Source organism: Micromonospora sp. NPDC049060 (assembly GCF_040649055.1).
GTDB classification, from domain to species: Bacteria; Actinomycetota; Actinomycetes; order Mycobacteriales; family Micromonosporaceae; genus Micromonospora; species Micromonospora reichwaldensis.
The window spans coordinates 21,159-42,519 of record NZ_JBEZEV010000037.1 but is presented as its reverse complement, the minus strand read 5'-3'; the positions used below and the strand labels follow the sequence as shown (position 1 = coordinate 42,519).

Annotated in this window: 20 protein-coding genes; 12 read left to right on the top strand and 8 right to left on the bottom strand. The window is 73.4% G+C overall.

Annotated features, from left to right (window positions below):
- Positions 1-39 precede the first annotated feature (39 nt).
- From AB0B83_RS15870 to AB0B83_RS15860, 3 genes are all read right to left on the bottom strand, one after another.
- Entirely contained in the window at positions 40-996 is a 957-nt protein-coding gene (locus AB0B83_RS15870; RefSeq protein WP_357578818.1) for an N-acetylmuramic acid 6-phosphate etherase, read from the bottom strand.
- Positions 993-1,907 (bottom strand): MurR/RpiR family transcriptional regulator, encoded by a 915-nt coding sequence (locus AB0B83_RS15865; protein ID WP_357578817.1) that lies wholly within the window; start codon positions 1,905-1,907, stop codon positions 993-995. Before AB0B83_RS15865 ends, AB0B83_RS15870 begins: the two co-directional genes overlap by 4 nt.
- Before the next feature lie 282 nt (positions 1,908-2,189).
- Positions 2,190-2,933 (bottom strand): dTMP kinase, encoded by a 744-nt coding sequence (locus AB0B83_RS15860; RefSeq protein WP_357578816.1) that lies wholly within the window; start codon positions 2,931-2,933, stop codon positions 2,190-2,192.
- 101 nt (positions 2,934-3,034) lie between these two features.
- On the opposite strand from AB0B83_RS15860, the gene AB0B83_RS15855 reads away from it, so the two are divergent.
- From AB0B83_RS15855 to AB0B83_RS15835, 5 genes are all read left to right on the top strand, one after another.
- Positions 3,035-3,673 (top strand): nucleotidyltransferase, encoded by a 639-nt coding sequence (locus AB0B83_RS15855; RefSeq protein ID WP_357578815.1) that lies wholly within the window; start codon positions 3,035-3,037, stop codon positions 3,671-3,673.
- Positions 3,670-3,945: a hypothetical protein gene (locus AB0B83_RS15850; RefSeq protein WP_132239421.1), complete on the top strand. Its 276-nt coding sequence runs from the start codon at positions 3,670-3,672 to the stop codon at positions 3,943-3,945. The genes AB0B83_RS15855 and AB0B83_RS15850 overlap by 4 nt, the downstream gene beginning before the upstream one ends.
- 9 nt (positions 3,946-3,954) lie before the next feature.
- The gene (locus AB0B83_RS15845) at positions 3,955-4,731 is read left to right on the top strand and encodes a metallophosphoesterase (protein ID WP_357578814.1); all 777 of its coding nucleotides are present in this window, start codon (positions 3,955-3,957) and stop codon (positions 4,729-4,731) included.
- Positions 4,722-4,865 carry a GPGG-motif small membrane protein gene (locus AB0B83_RS15840; RefSeq protein WP_007464364.1) on the top strand — a complete coding sequence of 48 codons (144 nt, stop codon included), beginning with the start codon at positions 4,722-4,724 and terminating at the stop codon, positions 4,863-4,865. The genes AB0B83_RS15845 and AB0B83_RS15840 overlap by 10 nt, the downstream gene beginning before the upstream one ends.
- 157 nt (positions 4,866-5,022) lie before the next feature.
- Positions 5,023-5,517: a TspO/MBR family protein gene (locus AB0B83_RS15835; protein ID WP_357578813.1), complete on the top strand. Its 495-nt coding sequence runs from the start codon at positions 5,023-5,025 to the stop codon at positions 5,515-5,517.
- A 66-nt stretch (positions 5,518-5,583) separates the two neighbouring features.
- Here the strand turns inward: AB0B83_RS15835 and AB0B83_RS15830 are convergent, their stop codons facing one another.
- Positions 5,584-6,360 carry a peptidoglycan DD-metalloendopeptidase family protein gene (locus AB0B83_RS15830; protein ID WP_357578812.1) on the bottom strand — a complete coding sequence of 259 codons (777 nt, stop codon included), beginning with the start codon at positions 6,358-6,360 and terminating at the stop codon, positions 5,584-5,586.
- Positions 6,361-6,607: 247 nt separating this feature from the next.
- On the opposite strand from AB0B83_RS15830, the gene AB0B83_RS15825 reads away from it, so the two are divergent.
- The 5 genes from AB0B83_RS15825 (at position 6,608) to AB0B83_RS15805 (ending at position 12,880) form a co-directional block, all read left to right on the top strand.
- A complete protein-coding gene (locus AB0B83_RS15825) occupies positions 6,608-7,948 on the top strand; it encodes an ABC transporter substrate-binding protein (protein WP_357578811.1) in 1,341 nt (446 codons plus the stop codon).
- Positions 7,949-8,017: 69 nt separating this feature from the next.
- A complete protein-coding gene (locus AB0B83_RS15820) occupies positions 8,018-9,067 on the top strand; it encodes a sugar ABC transporter permease (protein WP_132239431.1) in 1,050 nt (349 codons plus the stop codon).
- 1 nt (position 9,068) lies between these two features.
- Positions 9,069-10,037: a carbohydrate ABC transporter permease gene (locus AB0B83_RS15815; protein ID WP_357578810.1), complete on the top strand. Its 969-nt coding sequence runs from the start codon at positions 9,069-9,071 to the stop codon at positions 10,035-10,037.
- A 59-nt stretch (positions 10,038-10,096) separates the two neighbouring features.
- The gene (locus AB0B83_RS15810) at positions 10,097-11,143 is read left to right on the top strand and encodes a LacI family DNA-binding transcriptional regulator (RefSeq protein WP_357578809.1); all 1,047 of its coding nucleotides are present in this window, start codon (positions 10,097-10,099) and stop codon (positions 11,141-11,143) included.
- Between the two features lie 60 nt (positions 11,144-11,203).
- The gene (locus tag AB0B83_RS15805) at positions 11,204-12,880 is read left to right on the top strand and encodes a glycoside hydrolase family 13 protein (protein ID WP_357578827.1); all 1,677 of its coding nucleotides are present in this window, start codon (positions 11,204-11,206) and stop codon (positions 12,878-12,880) included.
- 54 nt (positions 12,881-12,934) lie between these two features.
- Here AB0B83_RS15805 and AB0B83_RS15800 read toward each other — a convergent pair whose 3' ends face one another.
- The 4 genes from AB0B83_RS15800 to xylA all read right to left on the bottom strand — a co-directional run bounded on the left by AB0B83_RS15800 (position 12,935) and on the right by xylA (position 18,216).
- On the bottom strand, positions 12,935-14,359 hold the full coding sequence (locus AB0B83_RS15800; RefSeq protein ID WP_357578808.1) for an MFS transporter: 1,425 nt from the start codon (positions 14,357-14,359) through the stop codon (positions 12,935-12,937).
- 62 nt (positions 14,360-14,421) lie between these two features.
- A complete protein-coding gene (locus tag AB0B83_RS15795) occupies positions 14,422-15,525 on the bottom strand; it encodes a DUF5925 domain-containing protein (protein WP_357578807.1) in 1,104 nt (367 codons plus the stop codon).
- Positions 15,526-15,565: 40 nt separating this feature from the next.
- A complete protein-coding gene (xylB, locus tag AB0B83_RS15790) occupies positions 15,566-17,017 on the bottom strand; it encodes a xylulokinase (protein WP_357578806.1) in 1,452 nt (483 codons plus the stop codon).
- Positions 17,018-17,028: 11 nt separating this feature from the next.
- On the bottom strand, positions 17,029-18,216 hold the full coding sequence (gene xylA / locus AB0B83_RS15785; RefSeq protein ID WP_357578805.1) for a xylose isomerase: 1,188 nt from the start codon (positions 18,214-18,216) through the stop codon (positions 17,029-17,031).
- A 75-nt stretch (positions 18,217-18,291) separates the two neighbouring features.
- Between xylA and AB0B83_RS15780 the strand changes: the two genes are divergently transcribed.
- Both AB0B83_RS15780 and AB0B83_RS15775 read left to right on the top strand, forming a co-directional pair.
- Entirely contained in the window at positions 18,292-19,530 is a 1,239-nt protein-coding gene (locus AB0B83_RS15780; RefSeq protein ID WP_357578804.1) for an ROK family protein, read from the top strand.
- A gap of 127 nt (positions 19,531-19,657) precedes the next feature.
- Positions 19,658-21,328 carry a PP2C family protein-serine/threonine phosphatase gene (locus AB0B83_RS15775; protein WP_357578803.1) on the top strand — a complete coding sequence of 557 codons (1,671 nt, stop codon included), beginning with the start codon at positions 19,658-19,660 and terminating at the stop codon, positions 21,326-21,328.
- Positions 21,329-21,361 lie beyond the last annotated feature (33 nt).

Here is a 21,361-nt window from a genome sequence, read left to right as displayed (position 1 = left end):
GGGCGGGTGTGGCGGGGGCTGGGGCGGGAGTGGGTCGGGTCAGGAGGCGAGCAGGGCCAGGGCGCCGCGGACCTGGTCGGCGGAGCGGGAGAGGGCGGCCCGCGCGGCGGACACCTCCACCCCGGAGACGAGCGAGACCAGCGCCACCTTCATGTCGCCGTCGGCCTCGTTGAGTGCCCGCCGGCAGATCTCCTCCGAGCAGCCGGTCGCCTCGATCAGGATCGAGATCATCCGGCCCCGGAGCTTGGCGTTGGTGGCGACCATGTCGATCATGAGGTTCGAGTAGACCCGGCCCAGCCGGACCATCACGGCCGTGGAGAACGTGTTCAGCACCAGCTTCTGCGCGGTGCCCGCCTTCATCCGGGTCGACCCGGTGACGACCTCCGGTCCGGTGTCCACCCCGATGAAGACGTCCACCGACCGGGCGGCCTGCGCCTCCGGGTTGGCACAGAGCAGCACGGTCGAGGCCCCCTTGGCACTCGACGCGGCGAGCGCCCCCAGGACGTACGGTGTGCGTCCGCTGGCGGCGAGCCCGACCACCAGGTCCCCGGCCCGTACGCAGTCGGCGGCCTCCGCCGCGCCGCCCCGGTCGTCGTCCTCGGCGTCCTCGACCGCCCGCCACATGGCCTCCGGCCCGCCCGCGATGTGGGCGCAGAACCAGTGCCGGGGCGAGTTGAAGGTGGGCGCCAGCTCGGCGGCGTCGATCACGCCGAGCCGGCCGGAGGTGCCTGCGCCGAAGTAGTGCACCCGGTGCCCGCCGCGCAGGGCGGTCACCGCCAGGTCCACCGTCGCGGCGATCTCGTCGAGGACGGCCGCGACGGCGCCGGGCACCCGCCGGTCCGCCTCGTTGATGACCGTGAGCACGTCCCGGGTCGACATGAGGTCGAGGTCCGCGCTGAGCGGGTTGCGCCGCTCGGTCGGCGCGCCGACCCGGATCACCGGCCGGGCCGTCACCGGGGCCGTCACCTCGTGGGGTTCCACCGCGCCCGCCGTCATGCCCGCCTCCGTCCCGGGCCGACCCGGTGCGACCGGACCGCCTCGGCTGTCGCTTCGAGGGCCTTCCTGGCCCGGGACCGGTTGCGCGCGGCCACCCCGACGAAGAGGCAGTCGACGACGGTGAGCTGGGCCAGCCGGCTCGCCATCGCGCCCGAGCGGTAGGTGGTCTCGCGGGCGGCCGTGGTGAGCACGAAGTCGGCCACCTCGGTGATCGGCGACCGGGGGAAGTTGGTGAGCGCCACCGTGGCCGCCCCCCGGGCCCGCGCCTGCTCCAGCACCTCGATCACGTCGGAGGTGGTGCCGGTGTGCGAGATGCCGACCGCGACGTCGCCCCGCCCGAGCAGCGCGGCCGACGTCAGCGCCGTGTGCACGTCCGGGAAGTAGAAGGCGGTGCGGCCGATGCGGTGCAGCTTCTGCTGGAAGTCCGAGGCGACGAAGCCGCTGGCGCCCGCCCCGTAGACGTCGATCCTTCCGGCGCCGGCGATGGCGTCGACGACCTGCTCGCAGATCGCCGGGTCGAGCTGCTCGGCCGTCTCCTCGACGGCCCGCGCGTCGTTGAAGGCGATGGTCGCGATGATCTGGGCGAGGTCGGCCCCGGGTGGGATGTCGCCGCCGACGACCCGCGCGTCGGGCGGCTCGACCCGGCGGGCGGCCTCGGCGGCGAGTCGGATCCGCAGCTGCGGGTAGCCGTCCATGCCGACCGATCGGCAGAAGCGGATGACGGTCGCCTCGGATGTCTCGGCGGCGGTGGCGAGGTCGGTGATGGTCCGACGCGAGGCGGCGGCCGGGTCGGCGACCACCAGCCGGGCGACCCGCTGCTCGGCCGGCGACAACGACGGGAGCAGGCCGCTGATGTGGACGATAAGCCCACCCGGCTCGTGACTCGCAGAAATCTTCGGACTCTTCGCCACGGATGAAACTTACTTTCACGAGGCGTGAGCGTCAACCATGACTGCGCGTATTGAGGAAAGTACCGCCCGCCCGGACATGCCGTTTCGCCCAGCGTGCCATCCGTACCGCCCAGCGTGCCATTCCACGGAGGACGTCGCCTCCCCCGCCGGACCTGCGTGGAGAGGCCACCCGGTCGCCGCCGGCCCACACTCGGCCCCGTACAGACGATGCCATCCCGCCGCCTCCCGCGGTGCCCCGCCACCCGGCCGGATCCCCTGGCAGCCGGCCCTGGGGCCGTCGGCTCAGGCGCTCAGCCGGCCGATCGCGACCGGCTCCGCGCCCGGCGGCCCGGGCACGACGGCGGACCGCACGTCCCGCCCGTCGGTCAACGGGCCGTCGCGACCGTCGGCGGACGACTCCAGCCAGCCCGCCAGGTGCGCCTGGATCTGCCGGGAGACCTCCTCCGGCGGGCGCCCGGCGTCCACCACGACGAAGGTCGGATACTCCGGCAGGGTCCGGTACGCGGTGTCGGCGGCGGTCAGGTAGCGCATGCTCTCGTGGTCGGTGCCGCGCTGCTCGATCCGCCGGTACGCCTCGGCGGGATCGACGGTCAGCAGGAAGGTCAGCTGCGGTCGCGGGAACATCCGGTAGCCGGCGCGGGCCAGCCGCTCCCAGCGCTGGCCCCCGTGCGCCCGGATGCTCGCGTACTGGCAGGCGGAGTAGCGGTCCATCACCGCGACCCGGCCGGTGGCCAGGCAGCTGAGCAGGGCGAGGGCGATCGCCAGCCAGCGGAGCACGGACTCCACCGCCAGCATGCCGCTGCGCCCGACGAGCCGCTGTGCGTCCGGGCGGCCGAGGCGGTGCGCGAGGCGGCCCAGCCACCGCCGCCCGCCGGCGTTGCGGTGGTAGGTGGCGGGGCGGCCCGCCGCAGTGAGCGCGTCGGCGAGCCGGTGCGCCTGGGTGGTCTTGCCCGAGCCGTCGATGCCGATCAGGGCGACGGCGCGCAATCGGGCCCTGCCGCGCCGCGCCCCCGGTGATCTGGACACTCTGCACAGGCTATCCGACCCGCGCTCGCGTACCCGGAGATTTGTGCCGTGTCCTCCCGGTTGACCCCGACCGTGCCACCTGCCAGGTGTGGCCCGCCGGGATGCCGGGTACCGGAGTTGGATCAGCCGCCCACCAGCATCGACGGGAGACGCCAATGGCAGAGCGCGGGGACGAGAGCCTGGTGCACACGTTGAAGAAGGTCGCCGCCGTGCTCAAGCAGGAAGAGATTCCCTTCGCGCTCGGGGGCAGCTTCGCGGTGTACGCCCACGGCGGTCACTCCAGCGACCACGACGTCGACTTCCTGATCCGGGAGGTCGACGTGGAACGGTCCCTCGAGGCGCTGGTCGCGGCGGGCTTCACCGCCGAGCGGCCGCCCGAGGACTGGCTGGTCAAGGTGTTCGACGACGGTCGCATGGTGGACCTGATCCACCGGCCGATCGAGACGCCGGTGACGGAGGAGACGTTCGCCGACACGGTCGTGCGGCCGGTCGACGCGATCCACATGCCGGTGCTCTCGGCCAGCCAGCTCATGGTGCACAAGCTGCTGAGCTTCTCGCAGCACTACTGCGACTTCGCCCGGGGCCTGCCGCTGGCCCGTTCCCTGCGGGAGCAGATCGACTGGGAACGGGTACGCAAGGAGACGCAGCACTCCCCGTACGCGGAGGCGTTCCTGGTGCTGCTGGACCGGCTGGAAGTGGTGCCGCACTCCGGCACCGGCGAGGGAGAGGGGACACCGTGACCGAGCACCGCGACGTCGCCACCGGACCGCCCGACGAGTACGTCGAGGCGGAGATCCACCGGCTGCTCGCCGAGGACCCGGACGTGGCCGAGCAGGGGATCACCGTGGTCCGCCGGGAGCGCGGCCTCGTGCTCTACGGCGAGGTCGAGAGCCCGCACCGGCGCGAGGAGATCCTGCGCCGGGTGGCCGAACGCTTCCCCGACGTGCCGGTCACCAGCGACATCGGGGTGATCCGCGCGCAGGCGCCCACGGAGATCGAGCAACTGCCCTGAGGAGGTTCCATGGTGATCCGGATCGCCGCCGTGGGCGACGTGCATCTGGACGAGGACGTGGTCGGCCGGTTCCGGCCGGCACTGGACGAGCTGCCCGAGCACGCCGACGTGCTGTTGCTCGCCGGCGACCTGACGCGGCACGGGACGGAGTCGGAGGCCCGGTGCGTGGCCACCGAGTTCGGCGGGCTGGGCGTGCCGGTGGTGACCGTGCTGGGCAATCACGACCACCAGTGCGACCAGGTGCCGCAGGTGGTCAAGGTGCTCGAGGACGCCGGGATCACCGTGCTGGAGGGCAACGGCGTCGTGTTGGACTGCGCCGGTGGCCGACTGGGTGTGGCCGGGGTGAAGGGGTTCGGCGGGGGGTTCGCCGGCCGCTGCGCCAGCGACTTCGGCGAGCCGGAGATGAAGGCGTTCGTCCGGACCACCACCCAGAGCGCGGACGCCCTGTCCGCCGCGCTGCGGGGACTGGAGTGCGACGTGCTGGTGGCGCTGACCCACTACGCGCCGGTGCCCGACACGCTCGCCGGTGAGCCGCTGGAGATCTACCCGTTCCTGGGCTCGTACCAGCTCGGGCAGGCGATCGACTCGGCGCCGACCGCGCTGGCCCTGCACGGGCACGCGCACGCCGGCTCCGAGCGGGGCACCACGCCCGGCGGGGTACGCGTCCGCAACGTCGCCCACCCCGTGATCAAGCAGGCGTACAGCGTCTTCCACCTGGGCGACCACCTCGATCACGCGCAGGTTTCCGGCGTCGGTGGGTCGGGTATTCAGCAATCATGGAGCTGATTCTCTGGATTCTCGCAGTCGTACTCGTGGTCGCCGGCATCCTCGCGCTGTTCCGGCGGCAGATCCTGTGGGGCATCGTCCTCATCGTGGTCGGCCTGCTCGTCGGGCCGGGTGGTGTGAGCATCTTCAATTGACGAGGCGGCTACAGGCCGCCGTTCAGGACCCACCGGGGTCGTCGTGACCGGAACTCCGTCCTCCCGACAGGAGCATCCGGACACGACGACCCCGGTGTCGTGCCGTCCGGGGGTGACGGCGGGTTTACCGTCCGTCTCCGGCGGAAATATCTCGACCATGGAGATGTCTGGAAGCGCTGAACGGACCGGCGGCGCCCGGCAGTGGTGGGCGCTGCTCGGCTTCGGGGCGGCGGTGTTCGTCGCCGCGGCGATCGGCGGGCTGGGTGTGCAGGGCACCTCGGCCGAGTACGCGAGCCTCGAACAGCCCGCCTGGGCTCCCCCGTCCTGGCTCTTCGGACCGGTCTGGAGCCTTCTCTACGCGATGATCGCGGTGGCCGGCTGGCTGGTCTGGCGGCGGGTCGGCTTCGGCCCGGCCCTCTGGGCGTGGATCGCCCAGCTGGTGCTCAACGCCGTCTGGACGCCGCTCTTCTTCGGCGCCGGCCGCTACGGGCTGGCGTTCGCCGAGATCCTGCTGATGTGGGTGGCGATCGGCGTGACGGTCGCGCTCTTCCGCAGGGTGTCCCGCCCGGCGACCCTGCTGATGCTGCCCTACTGGGCGTGGGTCACCTTCGCGGCCGCCCTCAACTTCGCCATCTGGCGCCTGAACGGTTGAGCCGGGCGGCGGAGGGCACGACGACGGAACGGGGCCCCGGCGTGCAGCCGGGGCCCCGTCACCCGTTCAGCAGCGCGGTACGCCGGGGATGTAGCCGTCGTAGCCCGTGTAGACGTACGCGTCGGCGATGTAGCGGCCGGAGCCGATCCGGTCCCAGATGGTGCTGGTGCCGTAGGTGCCGGTGACGCTGGTGCCGCTGGTCTGGCAGTAGATGGTCACCCGCGCGCCGTCCGCGACGGTGCCCACCGCGGCGTAGCCGGTGCCCGGGCCGGAGCGGACGGTCAGCGCGGTGCCGCTGGTGTTGACCGTGCCGGAGCCGGAACTGCTGCTGCAGCCGTTGTCGCTGGAGTAGCTCTTGGTGCCCCAGTAGAGGGCGAGCGCACCGTTGAACCGCACCTGGATGTCGGCGCCGTTGAGCCGCTGCTCGTAGTGCAGGTGCGGGCCGGTCGAGCCGCCGGTGCTGCCGACCCAGCCGATCACCTTGCCGTAGCCGACGCTCTGGCCCACGGAGACGTTGAAGCCGTTGAGGTGGGCGTAGTAGGTGTGGTAGCCGCCCGCGTGGCTGATCCGGACGTACTTTCCGTAACTGGTGCCGCCGAGGTCCGTGACCCGGTCGACGGTGCCCGGCGCGCTCGCCACCACCGGGTCGCCCAGGTCGTCGGTCCGGTTGAAGTCGATCGCGTACGCCGGGCTGTGGCCGGTGCGCGTCTGACCGGACCAGGACTGCCCGCACGGGAACGGGACCTTGAACGTGGGGGCCGCCATCGCCGGGGCCGCCGGGACGACCAGCGCGCCCACAGCCAGCAGACCGGCCGCCAGCAGGCCCAACCACCGCTTGCCCATCCAACACCTCCTATGTCGAAATCCTTCGATCGCCGGCCTCCAGAGTGACAGAAAATGACATCGATGGAAAGGGGTCGAATTCCCGTGTGGGAGCGTGCCCAACAGGGGGTTTACGGGTTTCCGGATTGTTACTCGCTCGTGTCCGGATAGGGGTGGACCAGGCCAGATGCAAGCGCTTACATGTGGTGACGCCCATCGGACCGGCGCGGGTTCGATCCCTGACGCGCCGGCAAGGAAGGAGAACGGCATGGCGTTTGCCAGATCACGCCGGGCTATCGCGATCGCCGGCGTACTGGGGCTGGCGCTGAGCGCCACGGCCTGCGGCACCGGTGACGACAAGAAGAGTGACGCCGCGGGTTCCGCGGAGTGCGCCGCATACGAGAAGTACGGCGACATCGACGGCAAGAAGGTCAAGATCTACTCGTCCATCCGGGAGATCGAGGCCGACCGCCTCGACGAGTCCTGGAAGCAGTTCGAGGACTGCACCGGGATCGAGATCGACCACGAGGGCAGCGGCGAGTTCGAGGCGCAGCTCAACGTCCTGGTCGACGGCGGCAACGCCCCCGACCTCGCGTTCATCCCGCAGCCGGGCCTGCTCAAGCGCTTCGTCGACTCGGGCAAGCTCAAGCCGGTCGGCGCCGAGACCAAGAAGATGGCCGAGGAGAACTACCCGGCCGACTGGCTGAAGTACAGCACCGTCAACGGCCAGTTCTACGGCGCCCCGCTCGGCTCCAACGTGAAGTCCTTCGTCTGGTACTCGCCGAAGACCTTCAAGGAGAAGGGCTGGACGGTCCCGACCAGCTGGGACGAGCTGATCAAGCTCAGCGACCAGATCGCGGCCACCGGCACCAAGCCGTGGTGCGCCGGCATCGAGTCGGGTGAGGCCACCGGCTGGCCGGCCACCGACTGGATCGAAGACCTGATGCTGCGGACGCAGACCCCCGAGGTCTACGACCAGTGGGTCACCCACGGCATCCCGTTCAACGACCCGAAGGTCGCCGAGGCCCTCGACAAGGCCGGCACCATCCTCAAGAACGAGAAGTACGTCAACGGCGGCTTCGGCGGCGTGAAGAGCATCGCCACCACCTCCTTCCAGGAGGCCGGCGTGCCGATCACCACGGGCAAGTGCGCGCTGCACCGCCAGGCGTCCTTCTACGCCAACAACTGGCCGCAGGGCACCAAGGTGGCCGAGGACGGCGACGTCTTCGCCTTCTACTTCCCGGCGATCGACGCCAGCAAGGGCAAGCCGGTGCTGGGCGGCGGCGAGTTCGTCGCGGCCTTCAACGACCGCCCCGAGGTCCAGGCCGTGCAGACCTACCTCGCGTCCGGCGAGTACACCAACAGCCGCGCCAAGATCGGCGACTGGGTGTCGGCCAACAACAAGCTCGACCTGGCCAACGTCCCCAACCCCGTCGACAAGCTCTCCGTGCAGATCCTCCAGGACAAGTCCAGCGTCTTCCGCTTCGACGGCTCGGACCTGATGCCGGCGGCCGTCGGCTCCGGGACGTTCTGGAAGGCCATGGTCCAGTGGATCAACGGCAAGGACACCGCGACCGTGCTCCGGGACGTCGAGACCAGCTGGAAGTGATCTGACCGGTGGGCCGGTCCGCGGGGACGCGGGCCGGCCCACCGGCCGGTCAAGGACCTGGGAGGGTCGATGGAGTTCGACTTCGCTGCGGAACAGCCGAAGTTCCTCATGCTGATGTACGGGCTGATCGCCTTCGTCGCGGTGGTGGGCGGTCTGCTCCTGCTCCTCGACGTGGTGCCGGCCTGGTTCGCCCGCCGCCGGGAGGCGCAGCTCGTCGCTGCCTCCGCGAGTGGCGCCCCGATCCCCCGCCGGCGCAAGCCGCGCGAGGGGGTCTTCGCGCTCTTCTTCCTGCTGCCCACGCTGCTGCTGCTCGCCATCGGGCTGGTGGTCCCGGCCGTCCGCACCCTGCTGCTGTCGTTCATGGACCAGGGCAGCGACAACTGGGTAGGGCTGCGCAACTACGGCTGGATGTTCTCCGAGGACTCCATCGTCCGCGTGTTGATCAACACGCTGATCTGGGTGCTCCTCGTCCCACTGGTGGCCACCACGTTCGGCCTGCTCTACGCCGTGCTGGTGGACAAGGCCCGGTTCGAGGCGGTGGCCAAGTCACTGATCTTCCTGCCGATGGCGATCTCCTTCGTCGGCGCCAGCATCATCTGGAAGTTCGTCTACGCCTACCGCGGTGACGGGCAGGAGCAGATCGGTCTGCTCAACCAGATCGTGGTCAGCCTCGGCGGCGAGCCGAAGCAGTGGCTGCTCAACCCACCGCTGAACACGCTGCTGCTGATCGTGATCATGGTCTGGATCCAGGCCGGTTTCGCGATGGTGGTGCTCTCCGCCGCGATCAAGGCGATCCCCGCCGACATCGTGGAGGCGGCCCGGCTCGACGGGGTCACCCCGTGGCAGATGTTCTGGCAGATCACCATGCCGAGCATCCGGCCGGCGCTGATCGTGGTCGTGGTGACGCTGTCGATCGCCACCCTCAAGGTCTTCGACATCGTCCGGACGTCCACCAACGGCAACTACGACACCAGCGTGATCGCCAACGAGATGTACAACCAGGCGTTCCGGTACGGCGAGAACGGGCAGGGCTCCGCCCTGGCGGTCTTCCTGTTCGTCCTGGTGATCCCGATCGTGATCTACCAGATCCGCAACATCCGTCAGCAGCGGGAGGGCTGAGATGACCACCGCGACGCCCACCGTCGCCGCCGGCACCCAGAAGACCGGCGGGCGGGGCACCAGCACCGCCGGTCGGGTCCGCAGGCGGTTGAACAGCCGTACCGCGACGCTCGTCTCGATCGTCATCGCGGTGTTCTGGACCATTCCCACCTTCGGCCTGTTCATCTCCTCCTTCCGGCCCGAGGACGAGATCAAGAGCAGCGGGTGGTGGAACTTCTTCACCAGCCCGTCGTTCACCCTGGACAACTACCAGGAGGTGCTGTTCGGGCGCTCCTCGTCGTCCGGGCAGCTCGCCAGCTACTTCATCAACTCGCTGGCGATCACCATCCCGTCGGTGCTCTTCCCGATCGCCTTCGCGGCCCTGGCCGCGTACGCGCTCGCCTGGATCAACTTCCGGGGGCGGGACTGGCTCTACATCGCGATCTTCGCGCTGCAGATCGTGCCGCTGCAGATGGCCCTGGTGCCGCTGCTGAAGTTCTTCTCCACCGGGGTCACCGTCGGCGGGATCACCGTCATGCCGGCCTGGGACCTGGTCGACGAACAGAAGTTCGCGCAGGTGTGGTTCGCGCACACCTGCTTCGCGCTGCCGTTCGCCGTCTTCCTGCTGCACAACTTCATGGCGCAGCTGCCCGGAGAGCTGATGGAGTCGGCCCGGGTCGACGGGGCCACCCACCCGAAGATCTTCCGCAGCATCGTGCTGCCGCTGATCACCCCGGCGCTGGCCGCGATCGGCATCTTCCAGTTCCTCTGGGTCTGGAACGACCTGCTGGTCGCGCTGATCTTCGCCGGTGGCGGCGACGAGACCGCCCCGCTCACCGTCCGGCTGGCCGAGATGGCCGGCACCCGGGGCAACGAGTGGCAGCGGCTCACCGCCGGCGCGTTCGTCTCGATCGTCGTACCGCTTATCGTCTTCCTGTCCCTCCAGCGCTACTTCGTGCGCGGCCTGCTCGCCGGCAGCGTCAAGGGCTGAGACGTCTCCGCCGCCGCCGGTGACCCGGCGGCGGCGGAGCTGCGCGGAGCGGGGGTAGCGTGACGAGGATCGATGATGTCGCACGCCTGGCCGGGGTCTCCACCGCCACCGTGTCCCGGGCGCTGCGAGGGCTGCCGACGGTCTCGGCCGCAACCCGGCGCCGGGTGCTCGCGGCGGCCGAGCAACTGGAGTACGCCGTCTCGCCGAGCGCCTCGCGGCTGGCCGGCGGGCGCACCGGCACGGTCGCCGTCGTGGTCCCCCGCATCACCCGGTGGTTCTTCGGCACCGTCGTCGAGGCGGTCGAGGACATCCTCCAGCAGGCGGGCTACGACCTGCTGCTCTACAACCTCGGCGGGCGGGAGCAGATCCGTCAGCGGGTGCTGCGCACCGCCAACCTGCACAAGCGCGTCGACGCGATCATGCTGGTCGCCACGCCGCTACGGCCCGCCGACCTGACCGCCCTGACGAAGCTGAAGCTGCCCGGGGTGACCATCAGCTCCGGCACGGTGGTGCCCGGCTGGCCCTGCGTACGCATCGACGACGTGGGCGTCGCGCGGACCGCCACCCGGCACCTGCTCGACCTGGGGCACCGGCGGATCGCCCACATCTCCGGCGACCCGGACGACGAGCTGGCGTACACCACGCACCTCGACCGGCGGCGCGGCTACCGGGAGGCGCTGCGCGACGCCGGGATGGTCCCCGATCCCGGCCTCGACGTGGAGTCGCAGTTCACCATCAGCGGCGGCACGCGGGCCACCGAGGAACTGCTCCGGCGCGGCGACCCGCCGACGGCCATCTTCGCGGCCTGCGACGAGATGGCGATGGGGGCGATGACCGCGCTGCGCGACGCCGGCCTGCGGGTGCCGCAGGACGTCAGCGTGATCGGCGTCGACGACCACGACCTGGCCAGCGTCCTCGGGCTGAGCACGATCGCCCAGCCAGCGGCGGAGCAGGGCCGGCTCGCCACGCGGATCCTGCTCGACCCGCTGCACGGCCGGGCCCTGCCGCCGGGGAGCACCCCCTATCTCGACACGCCGGGATCACCGGTGATCCTGCCCACTCGGCTGATCGTGCGTGAATCGACCGCACCGCCCCGGGCACACTAACGGGAAACCGGCGACGCCCGGCAGCATCCGACCGTCCGGCTCGACACACGGGAGAAGGCCCTGAACAGCAACCTGACGCACCAGGACACGCCCGCCGGCCCGGCCACCGGTTGGTGGACCAGGGCCACCATCTACCAGGTCTACCCGCGCTCCTTCGCCGACTCCGACGGCGACGGGATCGGCGACCTGCCCGGCATCACCGCCCGCCTGGACCACCTCGTGGAACTGGGCGTGGACGCGCTCTGGCTGTCGCCGTTCTACCCGTCGCCGCAGGCCGACGCCGGGTACGACGTGGCCGACTACCGGGACGTGGACCCGCTCTTCGGCACCCTCGCCGACGCCGACCGGCTGATCGCCGGGGCGCACTCGCGCGGGCTGCGCGTCATCGTCGACCTGGTGCCCAACCACACGTCGTCGGCGCACGAGTGGTTCGCCGCGGCGCTCGCCGCCGCCCCCGGCAGCCCGGAGCGCGACCGCTACGTCTTCCGCGACGGCCGGGGATCGGACGGCGCACAGCCCCCGAACGACTGGCAGAGCGTCTTCGGCGGACCGGCCTGGACCCGCGTCGCCGGGGCCGACGGCCGCCCCGGCCAGTGGTACCTGCACCTGTTCGACTCCGGTCAGCCCGACCTCAACTGGGACAACCCCGAGGTCCGGGAGGAGTTCCTGGAGGTGCTCCGGTTCTGGCTGGACCGCGGCGTCGACGGCTTCCGCGTCGACGTGGCGCACGGCCTGATCAAGCAGGCCGACCTGGCGGACTGGCAGGAGCCGCAGGAGATCCTCTCCGGTCAGGAGATCGACAAGCCGCGCCCGCCGATGTGGGACCAGGAGGGCGTGCACGAGATCTACCGGGAGTGGCGGCGCGTGCTGGACGGCTACCCGGACGAGCGGATCCTGGTCGCCGAGGCGTGGGTCGAGCCGGCCGAGCGACTGGCCCGCTACGTCCGCCCGGACGAGATGCACCAGGCGTTCAACTTCGAGTACCTGCTGGCCGCGTGGACCGCCCCGGCCCAGTACGCGGTGATCACCCGCTCGCTGGAGGCCACCGACGCCGTCGGCGCCCCGACCACCTGGGTGCTCTCCAACCACGACGTGGTCCGGCACGCCTCCCGGCTGGGGCTGCCGGTCGGCGGCAAACGGCCCAACGGCATCGGCATCGGCGACCCGCAGCCGGACGCCGCGCTCGGCCTGCGCCGGGCCCGGGCGGCCACCCTGCTGATGCTCGCCCTGCCCGGCTCGGCCTACCTCTATCAGGGCGAGGAACTGGGCCTGCCGGAGCACACCACGATGCCCGACGAGGCCCGGCAGGACCCGACCTGGGCGCGCAGCGGGCACACCGAGCGGGGGCGCGACGGCTGCCGGGTGCCGATCCCGTGGGAGGCCGACGCGCCCTCGTACGGCTTCGGGCCGACCGACGCGAGCTGGCTGCCGCAGCCGTCGCTCTGGGCCGAGTACGCCCTGGACCGGCAGCGGGACACGCCCGGCTCGACGTACGAGCTGTACCGGACGGCGCTGCGGCTGCGCCGCGAGCACCGGCTCGGCGAGGGCCCGTTGGAGTGGCTCGCCTCCGGCGACGAGGTGCTCTCGTTCCGCAACGGGGGGCTGACCGTGCTGACCAACTTCGGCGACGCCGCCGTGCCGCTGCCCGCCGGGTCCGAGCTGGTGCACGCCAGCGCCCCGCTGGACGCCGACGGCGCCGTGCCCACCGACGTGACGGTCTGGGTCCGCCCGGCCTGACGTGTAAGGAAGAGCACCTTCCACTAACGCATAGCGTTGGGAAGGTGCCCTTCCTCACAGCCGTTCGGCGCGGTCGTGCAGCAGGTCCCGGACGTCGTCGATGTCGCCCGGCGAGGTCCGCGAGGCCAGCCAGTACATGATGCCCGTCGGGATGAAGAAGAGCTGGAAGGCCGCCAGCCCGACGGCGTAGTTCAGCGGCGGCGGGAAGGCCGCACGCAGGCCGTGGAAGGCCACCCCCACCAGCCCGTTTCCGGCCGCCCGGCCGACGCCGTTGACCAGGTTGCCGAGGCTGTAGACGGTGCCCCGGTGCTCCGGCGGGTTGACGTCGGCGATCAGGGCGAACCAGTTCGGCGAGTTCGCCGAGGTGAGCGCCAGCGCCACGACGGCGGTGAGCAGGCTCAGCCCGACCGTCGGCTCCGTGAACACGCTGGTCAGCACCGCCCGCACCACCGCGCCCGCGCCGGCGCCGTCCGGCACGTCGATGCGTACCGGCACGAAGAAGAGCACCAGGTAGAACGGCAGCGCCGCGAGGATGCCGACCGCCGCGACCAGGGCCCGGCCCCGGGGCGTACGCCGTTGCAGCGCGTCGCCGACCAGCCCGCCCACGATGGAGAGCACCCCGCCGAGCTGGAACAGGGTGGCGAAGACGCTGCCCACGATCACGGCGGTGGCGGCCGAGTAGCCCTGGTCCTCGGCCCGCTGGGCGAAGAGCACCGGCAGCCAGACCAGCGACCCGAAGGCCGCCTGCGCGGTGAGGCCCTGGAGGATCAGCCAGCGGTTCGTCCGCCTGCCGAGGATCCTCGGCAGGTCCGCCCGGCTGATCCGGTAGTCGTACTCGGCGCCGGTGGCGAGCGCGTCGGCCAACTCCGGCTCGCTCTGCCCGCGCCGGATGTCGTAGGTGAACAGGTAGGCGACGGTCGCCGCGACGCCGACCACTGTCAGCAGCAGGAAGGGGCGTCGCCAGTCGGCGGCCCCGAGCAGCCCGCCGACCAGCGTGCCGGCGAGCGTGCCGACGCCCTGCGACAGCCCCCAGAAGCTCATCACCAGCCCCCGGCGGCGGGGCGAGATCAGGTCGGTGACGACCGAGAAGCCGACCGATCCGACCGCGCCCAGCCCGACCGCCGCCAGGATCTGCGCCGCCAGGAAGGCGGGATAGTTCGCCGCGACCGCGCTGCCGCCCGTGCCCAGCGCCCAGATGAGGGTGCCGACCATCAGCAGCGGCTTGCGGTTCGCGCGGTCGCCCACGTACGCCCAGCCCACCGCGGCGACCGCGCTGGCCAGGAAGCTCACGGCGGTGACCAGGCCGAGCAGCCGCTGCGGCACGTCGAAGGCGGCGGAGATGGGCCCGTACAGCGGGGGCACCAGACCGATCGCCACGTTGTCCAGCGAGGCGAGCAGCACGAAGACCACGACGCTGTAGAACCGGTGCGCGGGCGTCCCGCCCCGGGCCCGCGCCGGCCCGCCCCTGGTCAAGGTCATGTGCGGCAGCCAACCAGGATCAGGTCACGAGCGGGTGACGACGCGCGGGCGCGCCGGGGCGCTCAGAGATAGCCGCCGATCGTGGGCGGGGCGGCGGGCGCGGCCGGCGTGCCAGCCCGCAGCGCGTACAGCTCGGCGAGGGTCGCGCCCTGGGGCGGCACCCCCGCCCCCGCGCCCAGCCACCCGGTCGCCTCCTCGTACGACAGCGGGCCCACCTCGATGCGGGCCAGGCAGCGTCCCGGGCGGACCACCGCCGGGTGCAGCCGGGACAGGTCCTCGTTCGTGGTGATCGCGACGAGCACGTCGCGCCCCTGGCCGAGCAGCCCGTCGGTCAGGTTGAGCAGCCGGGACAGGGCCTGCCCGGCGGCCTGCTTCGCCTCGCCCCGGATCAGCTCGTCGCAGTCCTCCAGGATGAGCAGCCGCCACCGGCGGCCCGTCCCCTGCTCGCCGTCCTCGTCCCCGACCGCCACCTCGGACAGGTACGCCGTGTCCGCGAAGAGCACGTCCGGGTCGAGCACGGCGTCGACCTGGCACCAGTCGCGCCACTGGCGGGCGAGGGCGCGCAGCGCGGTGGTCTTTCCCGTCCCGGGCGCCCCGTGCAGCAGCACGAGCCGACCGGAGAGGCGCTCCGGGGTGGTCGCCATCAGCTCGTCGAGCGCGTCGCGTGCCGCGGCGGCGTAGTTCGGCCGGATCGCCGCCCACTCCGGCGCGGCGATGGAGCGTACGTCGCGCTGGCTGCCCCGGCGGGGGTTCTGGTGCCAGAAGCCGATCCGGCCGGCGCCCGGATCCTCCGGTTCGGCGGCGCCGTCGACGATCCGGTCCAGGGCCGGCCGGCCCACCTCCTCGGAGACCGCCGTGACCGTCACCTCCGCGCCGCGCCCCTTCCAGGTGACCACCCTGGCCGTCCAGCCGTCGCCGGCCAGCAGACGGGACAGCTGGCGGTTCTCCACCGCCGTGCGGAGCAGTCGCCCGTCCGGGGCGGTCAGCGGCGCGTCGGGGCGCACCCGGGAGAGCCGGACGGTGTGCGACCACGGGTGGCGGCCGGTGACGAAGTCCGCCAGGACCAGCGCGTCGATGACGTCGCAGGGGGTGTCCGCGTCGTCGTACTGGAGCATCGAGGGAATGCCGGTGCCGGGCGCCTCGTCCGCTTCGGGGGTGGTTCGCATCCGTCGATGATCGCGAGCCGGGGCGCGCCCGTACAGTCCTTTACCCCGCCACGGCGTCGACCCGGTCGAGGAAGTGCTCGCGGGCGGCGGCGTACCGCTGCCGGATGGCGGGGACGGGGGCGGCGGCGTACTCCTCGGTGCCCTGGACGGACCACGTGGGGGGCGCCGCGCCGCCCAGGGCGACCCAGGCGGCCTGGCGGGCGGCGCCGTCGGCCACGTACTCGCCGGGCGGCGGGACGACCACCGGCACGCCGAGGACCTGCGGCGCGATGCGGCGCACCGCCGCCGAGCGGGCGCCCCCGCCGACCAGGATCACCCGGCGCACGGCGGCGCCCTGGGCGGTGAGCGCGTCGAGGCCGTCGGCGAGGGCGCAGAGCAGCCCCTCGACGGCGGCGCGCGCCAGGTGGGCGGCCGTCGAGGTGCGCAGGGTCAGCCCGTGCACGGCCCCGGACGCCAGCGGCCGGTCGGGCGTCCGCTCGCCCTCCAGGTAGGGCACCATGACCAGCCCGTCCGCGCCGGCGGGGGCGGAGAGCGCCAGCCGGGCCAGCTCGTCCAGGTCGACCCGGAGCATCGCCGCCGCGGCGTCGAGCACCCGCGCGGCGTTGAGCGTGCAGACCAGGGGCAGGAAGCGGCCGGTGGCGTCGGCGAAGCCGGCGACCGTGCCGCCCGGGTCGGCCGCCGGGGCGTCGGCGACGCTGAACACGGTGCCCGAGGTGCCGATCGAGACGACCACGTCGCCCGGGCCCGCGCCGACGCCGAGCGCGGCGGCGGCGTTATCCCCCGTGCCGGGGCCGAGCACCGCCCCGCCAGCGGGCAGGCCCGGCAGAGCGTCGGGGCGTACGGCGCCGGCCGGTTCCGCCGGGCCGAGCACGGTCGGCACGTGCGGCCGCCGGCCGAGCGCCCGTTCCAGCAGGTCGAGGCGGTAGTCGCCGGTGGCCGGGGACCAGTAGCCGGTGCCGCTGGCGTCGCCCCGGTCGGTGTGCAGCGCGGCCAGCCCCGGCGCGCCCGCCAGCCGCCAGGTCAGCCAGTCGTGCGGCAGGCAGACCGCCGCCACCCGGGCCGCGCGCTCCGGCTCGTGCCGGGCCAGCCAGCGCAGCTTGGTGACGGTGAAGCTGGCGACCGGCACGCTGCCCACCGCCTCGGCCCAGAAGCGGCGGCCGGCCTCCCCGCCGCCGGCCTCCCCGACCAGCTCGGCGGCGGCCCCGGCGGAACGGGTGTCGTTCCACAGCAGCGCCGGCCGGACCACGTCACCCGCCTCGTCGAGGCACACCATGCCGTGCTGCTGGCCGGCGACGGAGACCGCCGCCACGTCGGCCAGCCCGCCGGCGGCGTCGACCGCCGCGCCCAGCGCGGACCACCACGCCGCCGGGTCGACCTCGGTGCCGTCCGGGTGCGGCGCCCGGCCCTGCCGGAGCAGGGCGCCGGTCTCCGCGTCCCGGACGACGACCTTGCAGGACTGGGTCGAGGAGTCGACCCCCGCGACGATCGGCATCGCCGGCGGCCTCAGCGGGCGCCGAGCAGGTGCTCGACGGCGAGCTGGTTGAGCCGGACGAAGCCGAAGCCCTTCGCGGCGGCCCCGTCGACGTCGAACTCCTCGAACGCGGAACGGTCGGCGAGCAGGTCGGCGTAGCCCTCGCCCGGCGCCAGCGTCGGCGTGCCAAGGTCGGCGACCCGGCTCGCGGCCAGCGCCTCGGCGACCTCCGGGTCCGCCCGGAACGCCGCCGCCCGCTCCTTGAGCAGCAGGTAGGTGCGCATGTTCGCCTCCGCCGACGCCCAGACGCCTGTCATGTCCTCGGTGCGCGAGGGCTTGTAGTCGAAGTGCCGGGGGCCGTCGTAGGCGGGCCCGCCGCCGGGGCCGCCGTGCTCCAGCAGGTCGACAAGGGCGAACGCGTTCAGCAGGTCGCCGTGGCCGAAGACGAGGTCCTGGTCGTACTTGACGCCGCGCTGGCCGTTGAGGTCGATGTGGAACAGCTTGCCCTGCCAGAGCGCCTGGGCGATGCCGTGGGCGAAGTTCAGGCCGGCCATCTGCTCGTGCCCCACCTCCGGGTTGAGCCCGACCAGCTCGGGGCGGGCCAGGGTGGAGATGAAGGCCAGGGCGTGCCCGACGGTGGGCAGGAGGATGTCGCCGCGCGGCTCGTTCGGCTTGGGCTCGATGGCGAAGCGCAGGTCGTAGCCGGAGTCGACCACGTACTGGCAGAGCAGGTCGACGGCCTCCCGGTAGCGGTCCAGGGCGGCCCGGACGTCCTTGGCGAGGTCGTACTCGGCGCCCTCCCGGCCGCCCCACATCACGAAGGTGCGGGCGCCCAGCTCCGCGGCGAGGTCGACGTTGCGCAGCACCTTGCGCAACGCGTAGCGCCGGACGTCGCGGTCGTTGCTGGTGAAGCCGCCGTCCTTGAAGACCGGGTGGGTGAAGAGGTTGGTGGTCACCATCGGGACCACCAGGCCGGTCTCGTCGAGCGCCTTGCGGAAGCGGGCCACGTGCTGGTCGCGGGTGGCGGCGTCCGCGCCGAAGGGCACCAGGTCGTCGTCGTGGAACGTGATCCCGTACGCCCCGAGTTCGGCGAGCCGGTGCACCGCCTCGACCGGGTCCAGCTCGGGGCGGGTGGCGTCGCCGAACGGATCGCGGGCCTGCCAGCCCACCGTCCAGAGGCCGAAGGAGAACTTGTCGGCGGGGGTGGGACGGGGTGCCATGGCAGACCTCCGAGGTGTCGTCCGCTATTTGTTCAGTGGTTGAATTATTTGGCGGGCCTGTGGCACTGTCAAGGGGTGAGCCGACCCGACGCCCCGCCCGGGGCCGTACGCCAGGGCAGCCTGCGCGAGTGGAACCTCGCCGTGGTGCTCGGCCGGATCGCCGGTGCCGACCGCCCGCCGTCCCGGGCCGAGCTGGCTGCCGGCACCGGCCTCACCCGGGCCACCGTCTCGGCCGTGGTGGAGGACCTGCTCGCCGGCCGGTTGGTCGCCGAGTCGGAGCCGACGCCCCGGACCGGCGCGGGACGGCCCTCGCGGGGCCTGGTGCTCGCCACGGACGGCCCGGCCGGGCTCGGCCTGGAGGTCAACGTCGACTACCTGGCCGCCTGCGTGGTCGACCTCGCCGGCCGGGTCCGCCACCACACCGTGCACCGCGCCGACCTGCGGCCCCTCTCCCCCGCCGAGGCGCTCGCCCGGCTGGCCGACCTGGCCGCCCGGGCCCGCGCCGACGCCGCCCGAGAGGGGCTCACCCTGGCCGGCGCGGCCCTCGCGGTGCCCGGCCTGGTCGACGACGCCGGCCTGGTCCGCCTCGCCCCGAACCTCGGCTGGCGCGACGTGCCCGTCCCCGCGCTGCTCGCCGAGGGGCCGCCGCTGACCGCGCACGTCGACGGCGTACCGCCGCTGGTGGTCGACAACGAGGCCAACCTCGCCGCGCTGGGCGAGCTGCACGCCGGGCCGGCGGGCCGGGCCAGCTTCCTGCACATCTCCGGCGAGGTCGGCATCGGCGCCGGGATCGTGCTCGACGGATCCCTGTTCCGGGGCGCGCGCGGCTGGAGCGGGGAGATCGGTCACCTCCCGATCCGGCCCGACGGCCCGCCCTGCCGGTGCGGCGGGCGGGGCTGCCTGGAGACGTACACCGGTCAGGAGGCGATCCTCGCCGCGGCCGGCCTCGCCGGCGCGGACCTGCGGGCGGACACCGCGACGACCCGGCTGGCCGAGCTGGCCGGGGCCGGCGACCCGGGCGCGCTGCGGGCCCTGGCCGAGGCCGGGACCGCCCTGGGGGTCGCCGTCGCCGGCGTGGTGAACCTGCTGGACCTGGACACCGTGGTGCTCGGCGGCGGGTACGCCCCGCTGGCGCCGTGGCTGCGCCCGCCGGTGCTCGCCGAGATCTCCCGGCGGGTGCTCACCGCGGCCTGGTCGCCGGTCACCGTCCGCCCGGCGTCCCTCGGCGCCGCCGCCGCGGCCGTCGGCGGGGCCGGTTCGGTGGTACGCCGGATCCTGGCGCGCCCGGCCGGCTGGCTGGCCCGGGCGGCCTGAGCCGGATTCCCCCGACGGCGGCGTCGCCGCGCCTCGGTACGCTTGTCCCAAGGCAACGACCCCCATCCGAGGAGAGCACGACCAGCATGCGCACAGGTCGACAGACCGGGGCGCCCGGCGAGCGGCGGTGACCACCGTTCCCGGGGGCGGTGGCACGCGCCCGGCCGACGGCGGGCAGCCCGCCCGCCTCCGCTCCGGCCTCTCCCCCGGCCCCGCGCGCCCGGTCGACTCCCGGCTGACCCGGGAGGTGCTCGACGGGCTCACCGAGGCGGTCGTGACGACCGACCGGGCGGGGCTGGTGACGCTGGTCAACGCGACGGCGACCGCCCTGCTTCCCGAGCTCGTACCCGGCACGGACCTGCGCACCTGTCCCATACCGGCGATGGCCCGGTCGGCGGGGGCCGGGGCGGACAGCTTCGACGCCGAACACGGCGGTCGCCGGCTGCGGGGCGTACGGCGCGACCTGGCCGACGGGCGGCACGCCTGGTACGTGCGGGACGTCACCGAGGAACACGCGCGCATCGAGGCGCTGAGCGTCGAGCGGTCCCGGACCACGTTCCTCGCCCAGGCCGGCAGCCGCCTCGGGCTGTCCCTCCAGCGCGAGCAGACGCTGCGGACCGCCACGACCCTGCCCGTCCCCTACCTGGCCGACCTGGCCATGGTGGTCCACCTGCCGCCCCCGCCCGCGGAGGGCCAGCCGCACTGGATCCGGTACGACGGGGTCGATCCCGCCCCGGCGACCGGGCTGGCGACCTGGTCGCTGACCGACTCGCTGCCCGGCCTGGCCGAGGCGCTGGCCGGGCACGCGGCCAACCCGTCCCCGTGGCCGGACCAGGAGACGGCCGTCCTGTCCACCGTGCTTCCGCCCGGCTTCGGCCGGCCCGGCACCGTGCTGGCCAGCCCCATGCGGGGCGCCGGCCGCACCACCGGCGCCCTGGTGCTGGTCCGTCGTGCCGGGCGGGCCGGCTTCGCCCGGCGCGACATCGAGCTGGCCCGGGAGTTCGCCGCCCGCGCGGGCGCGGCCCTCGGCGCCGCCGAACTCTACGGCGAACAGGTCCACCTGGCCCGGGTGTTGCAGAACAGCCTGCTCCCGCCCGACCTGCCGGCCGTGCCGGGCGCCACCCTCGCCGGCGGGTACCGGGCGGCCGGGGACCGGCTGCGCATCGGCGGCGACTTCTACGACGTCTTCCCCATCCCCCGGGGCGCGATCTTCGCCCTCGGGGACGTGGCCGGCAAGGGCGTCGGCGCGGCCGTCCTCACCGGGCGGGTCCGCCAGTCCCTGCGGACCCTGCGCCTGGTCGAGCAGCGGCCGCTGGAGTTGATGCGGCTGCTCAACCAGGCGCTCTTCGACTCCCCGGACTCGGCCCGCCGCAGCCAGTTCACCACCCTGCTGCTCGGCACCCTCCACGCCGCGCCCGGCGGCGGGTGCACCGTCCGGATCGCCGGCGGCGGCCACCCGTCCCCGCTGCTGGTCCGGGCCGACGGTGGGGTCGCCCCGGTCGCGGTCGGCGGGATGCCGGTAGGCGCGCTGGCCGCCGCCCGGTTCGCCGAGGCGGAGCTGTGCCTCGGCCCCGGCGAGCTGCTGCTCGCGTACACCGACGGGGTCGTGGAGGCGCGCGGCGGCCCCGGCGGCCAGGAGATGTTCGGCGAGGAACGGCTGCGCGCGGCGCTGGCCTCGGCCGCCGGGCTGGCCCCGGCCGCGCTGGTCGACCGGCTCCTCGATGCCGTCGACGAGTGGCTCGACGGGCAGAGCCAGGACGACATCGCGATGCTGGCCGTCGCGGCGGCAGCGCCCTGACCGAGCCGTCGCGGGGCCGCGCCCGATCCTTCG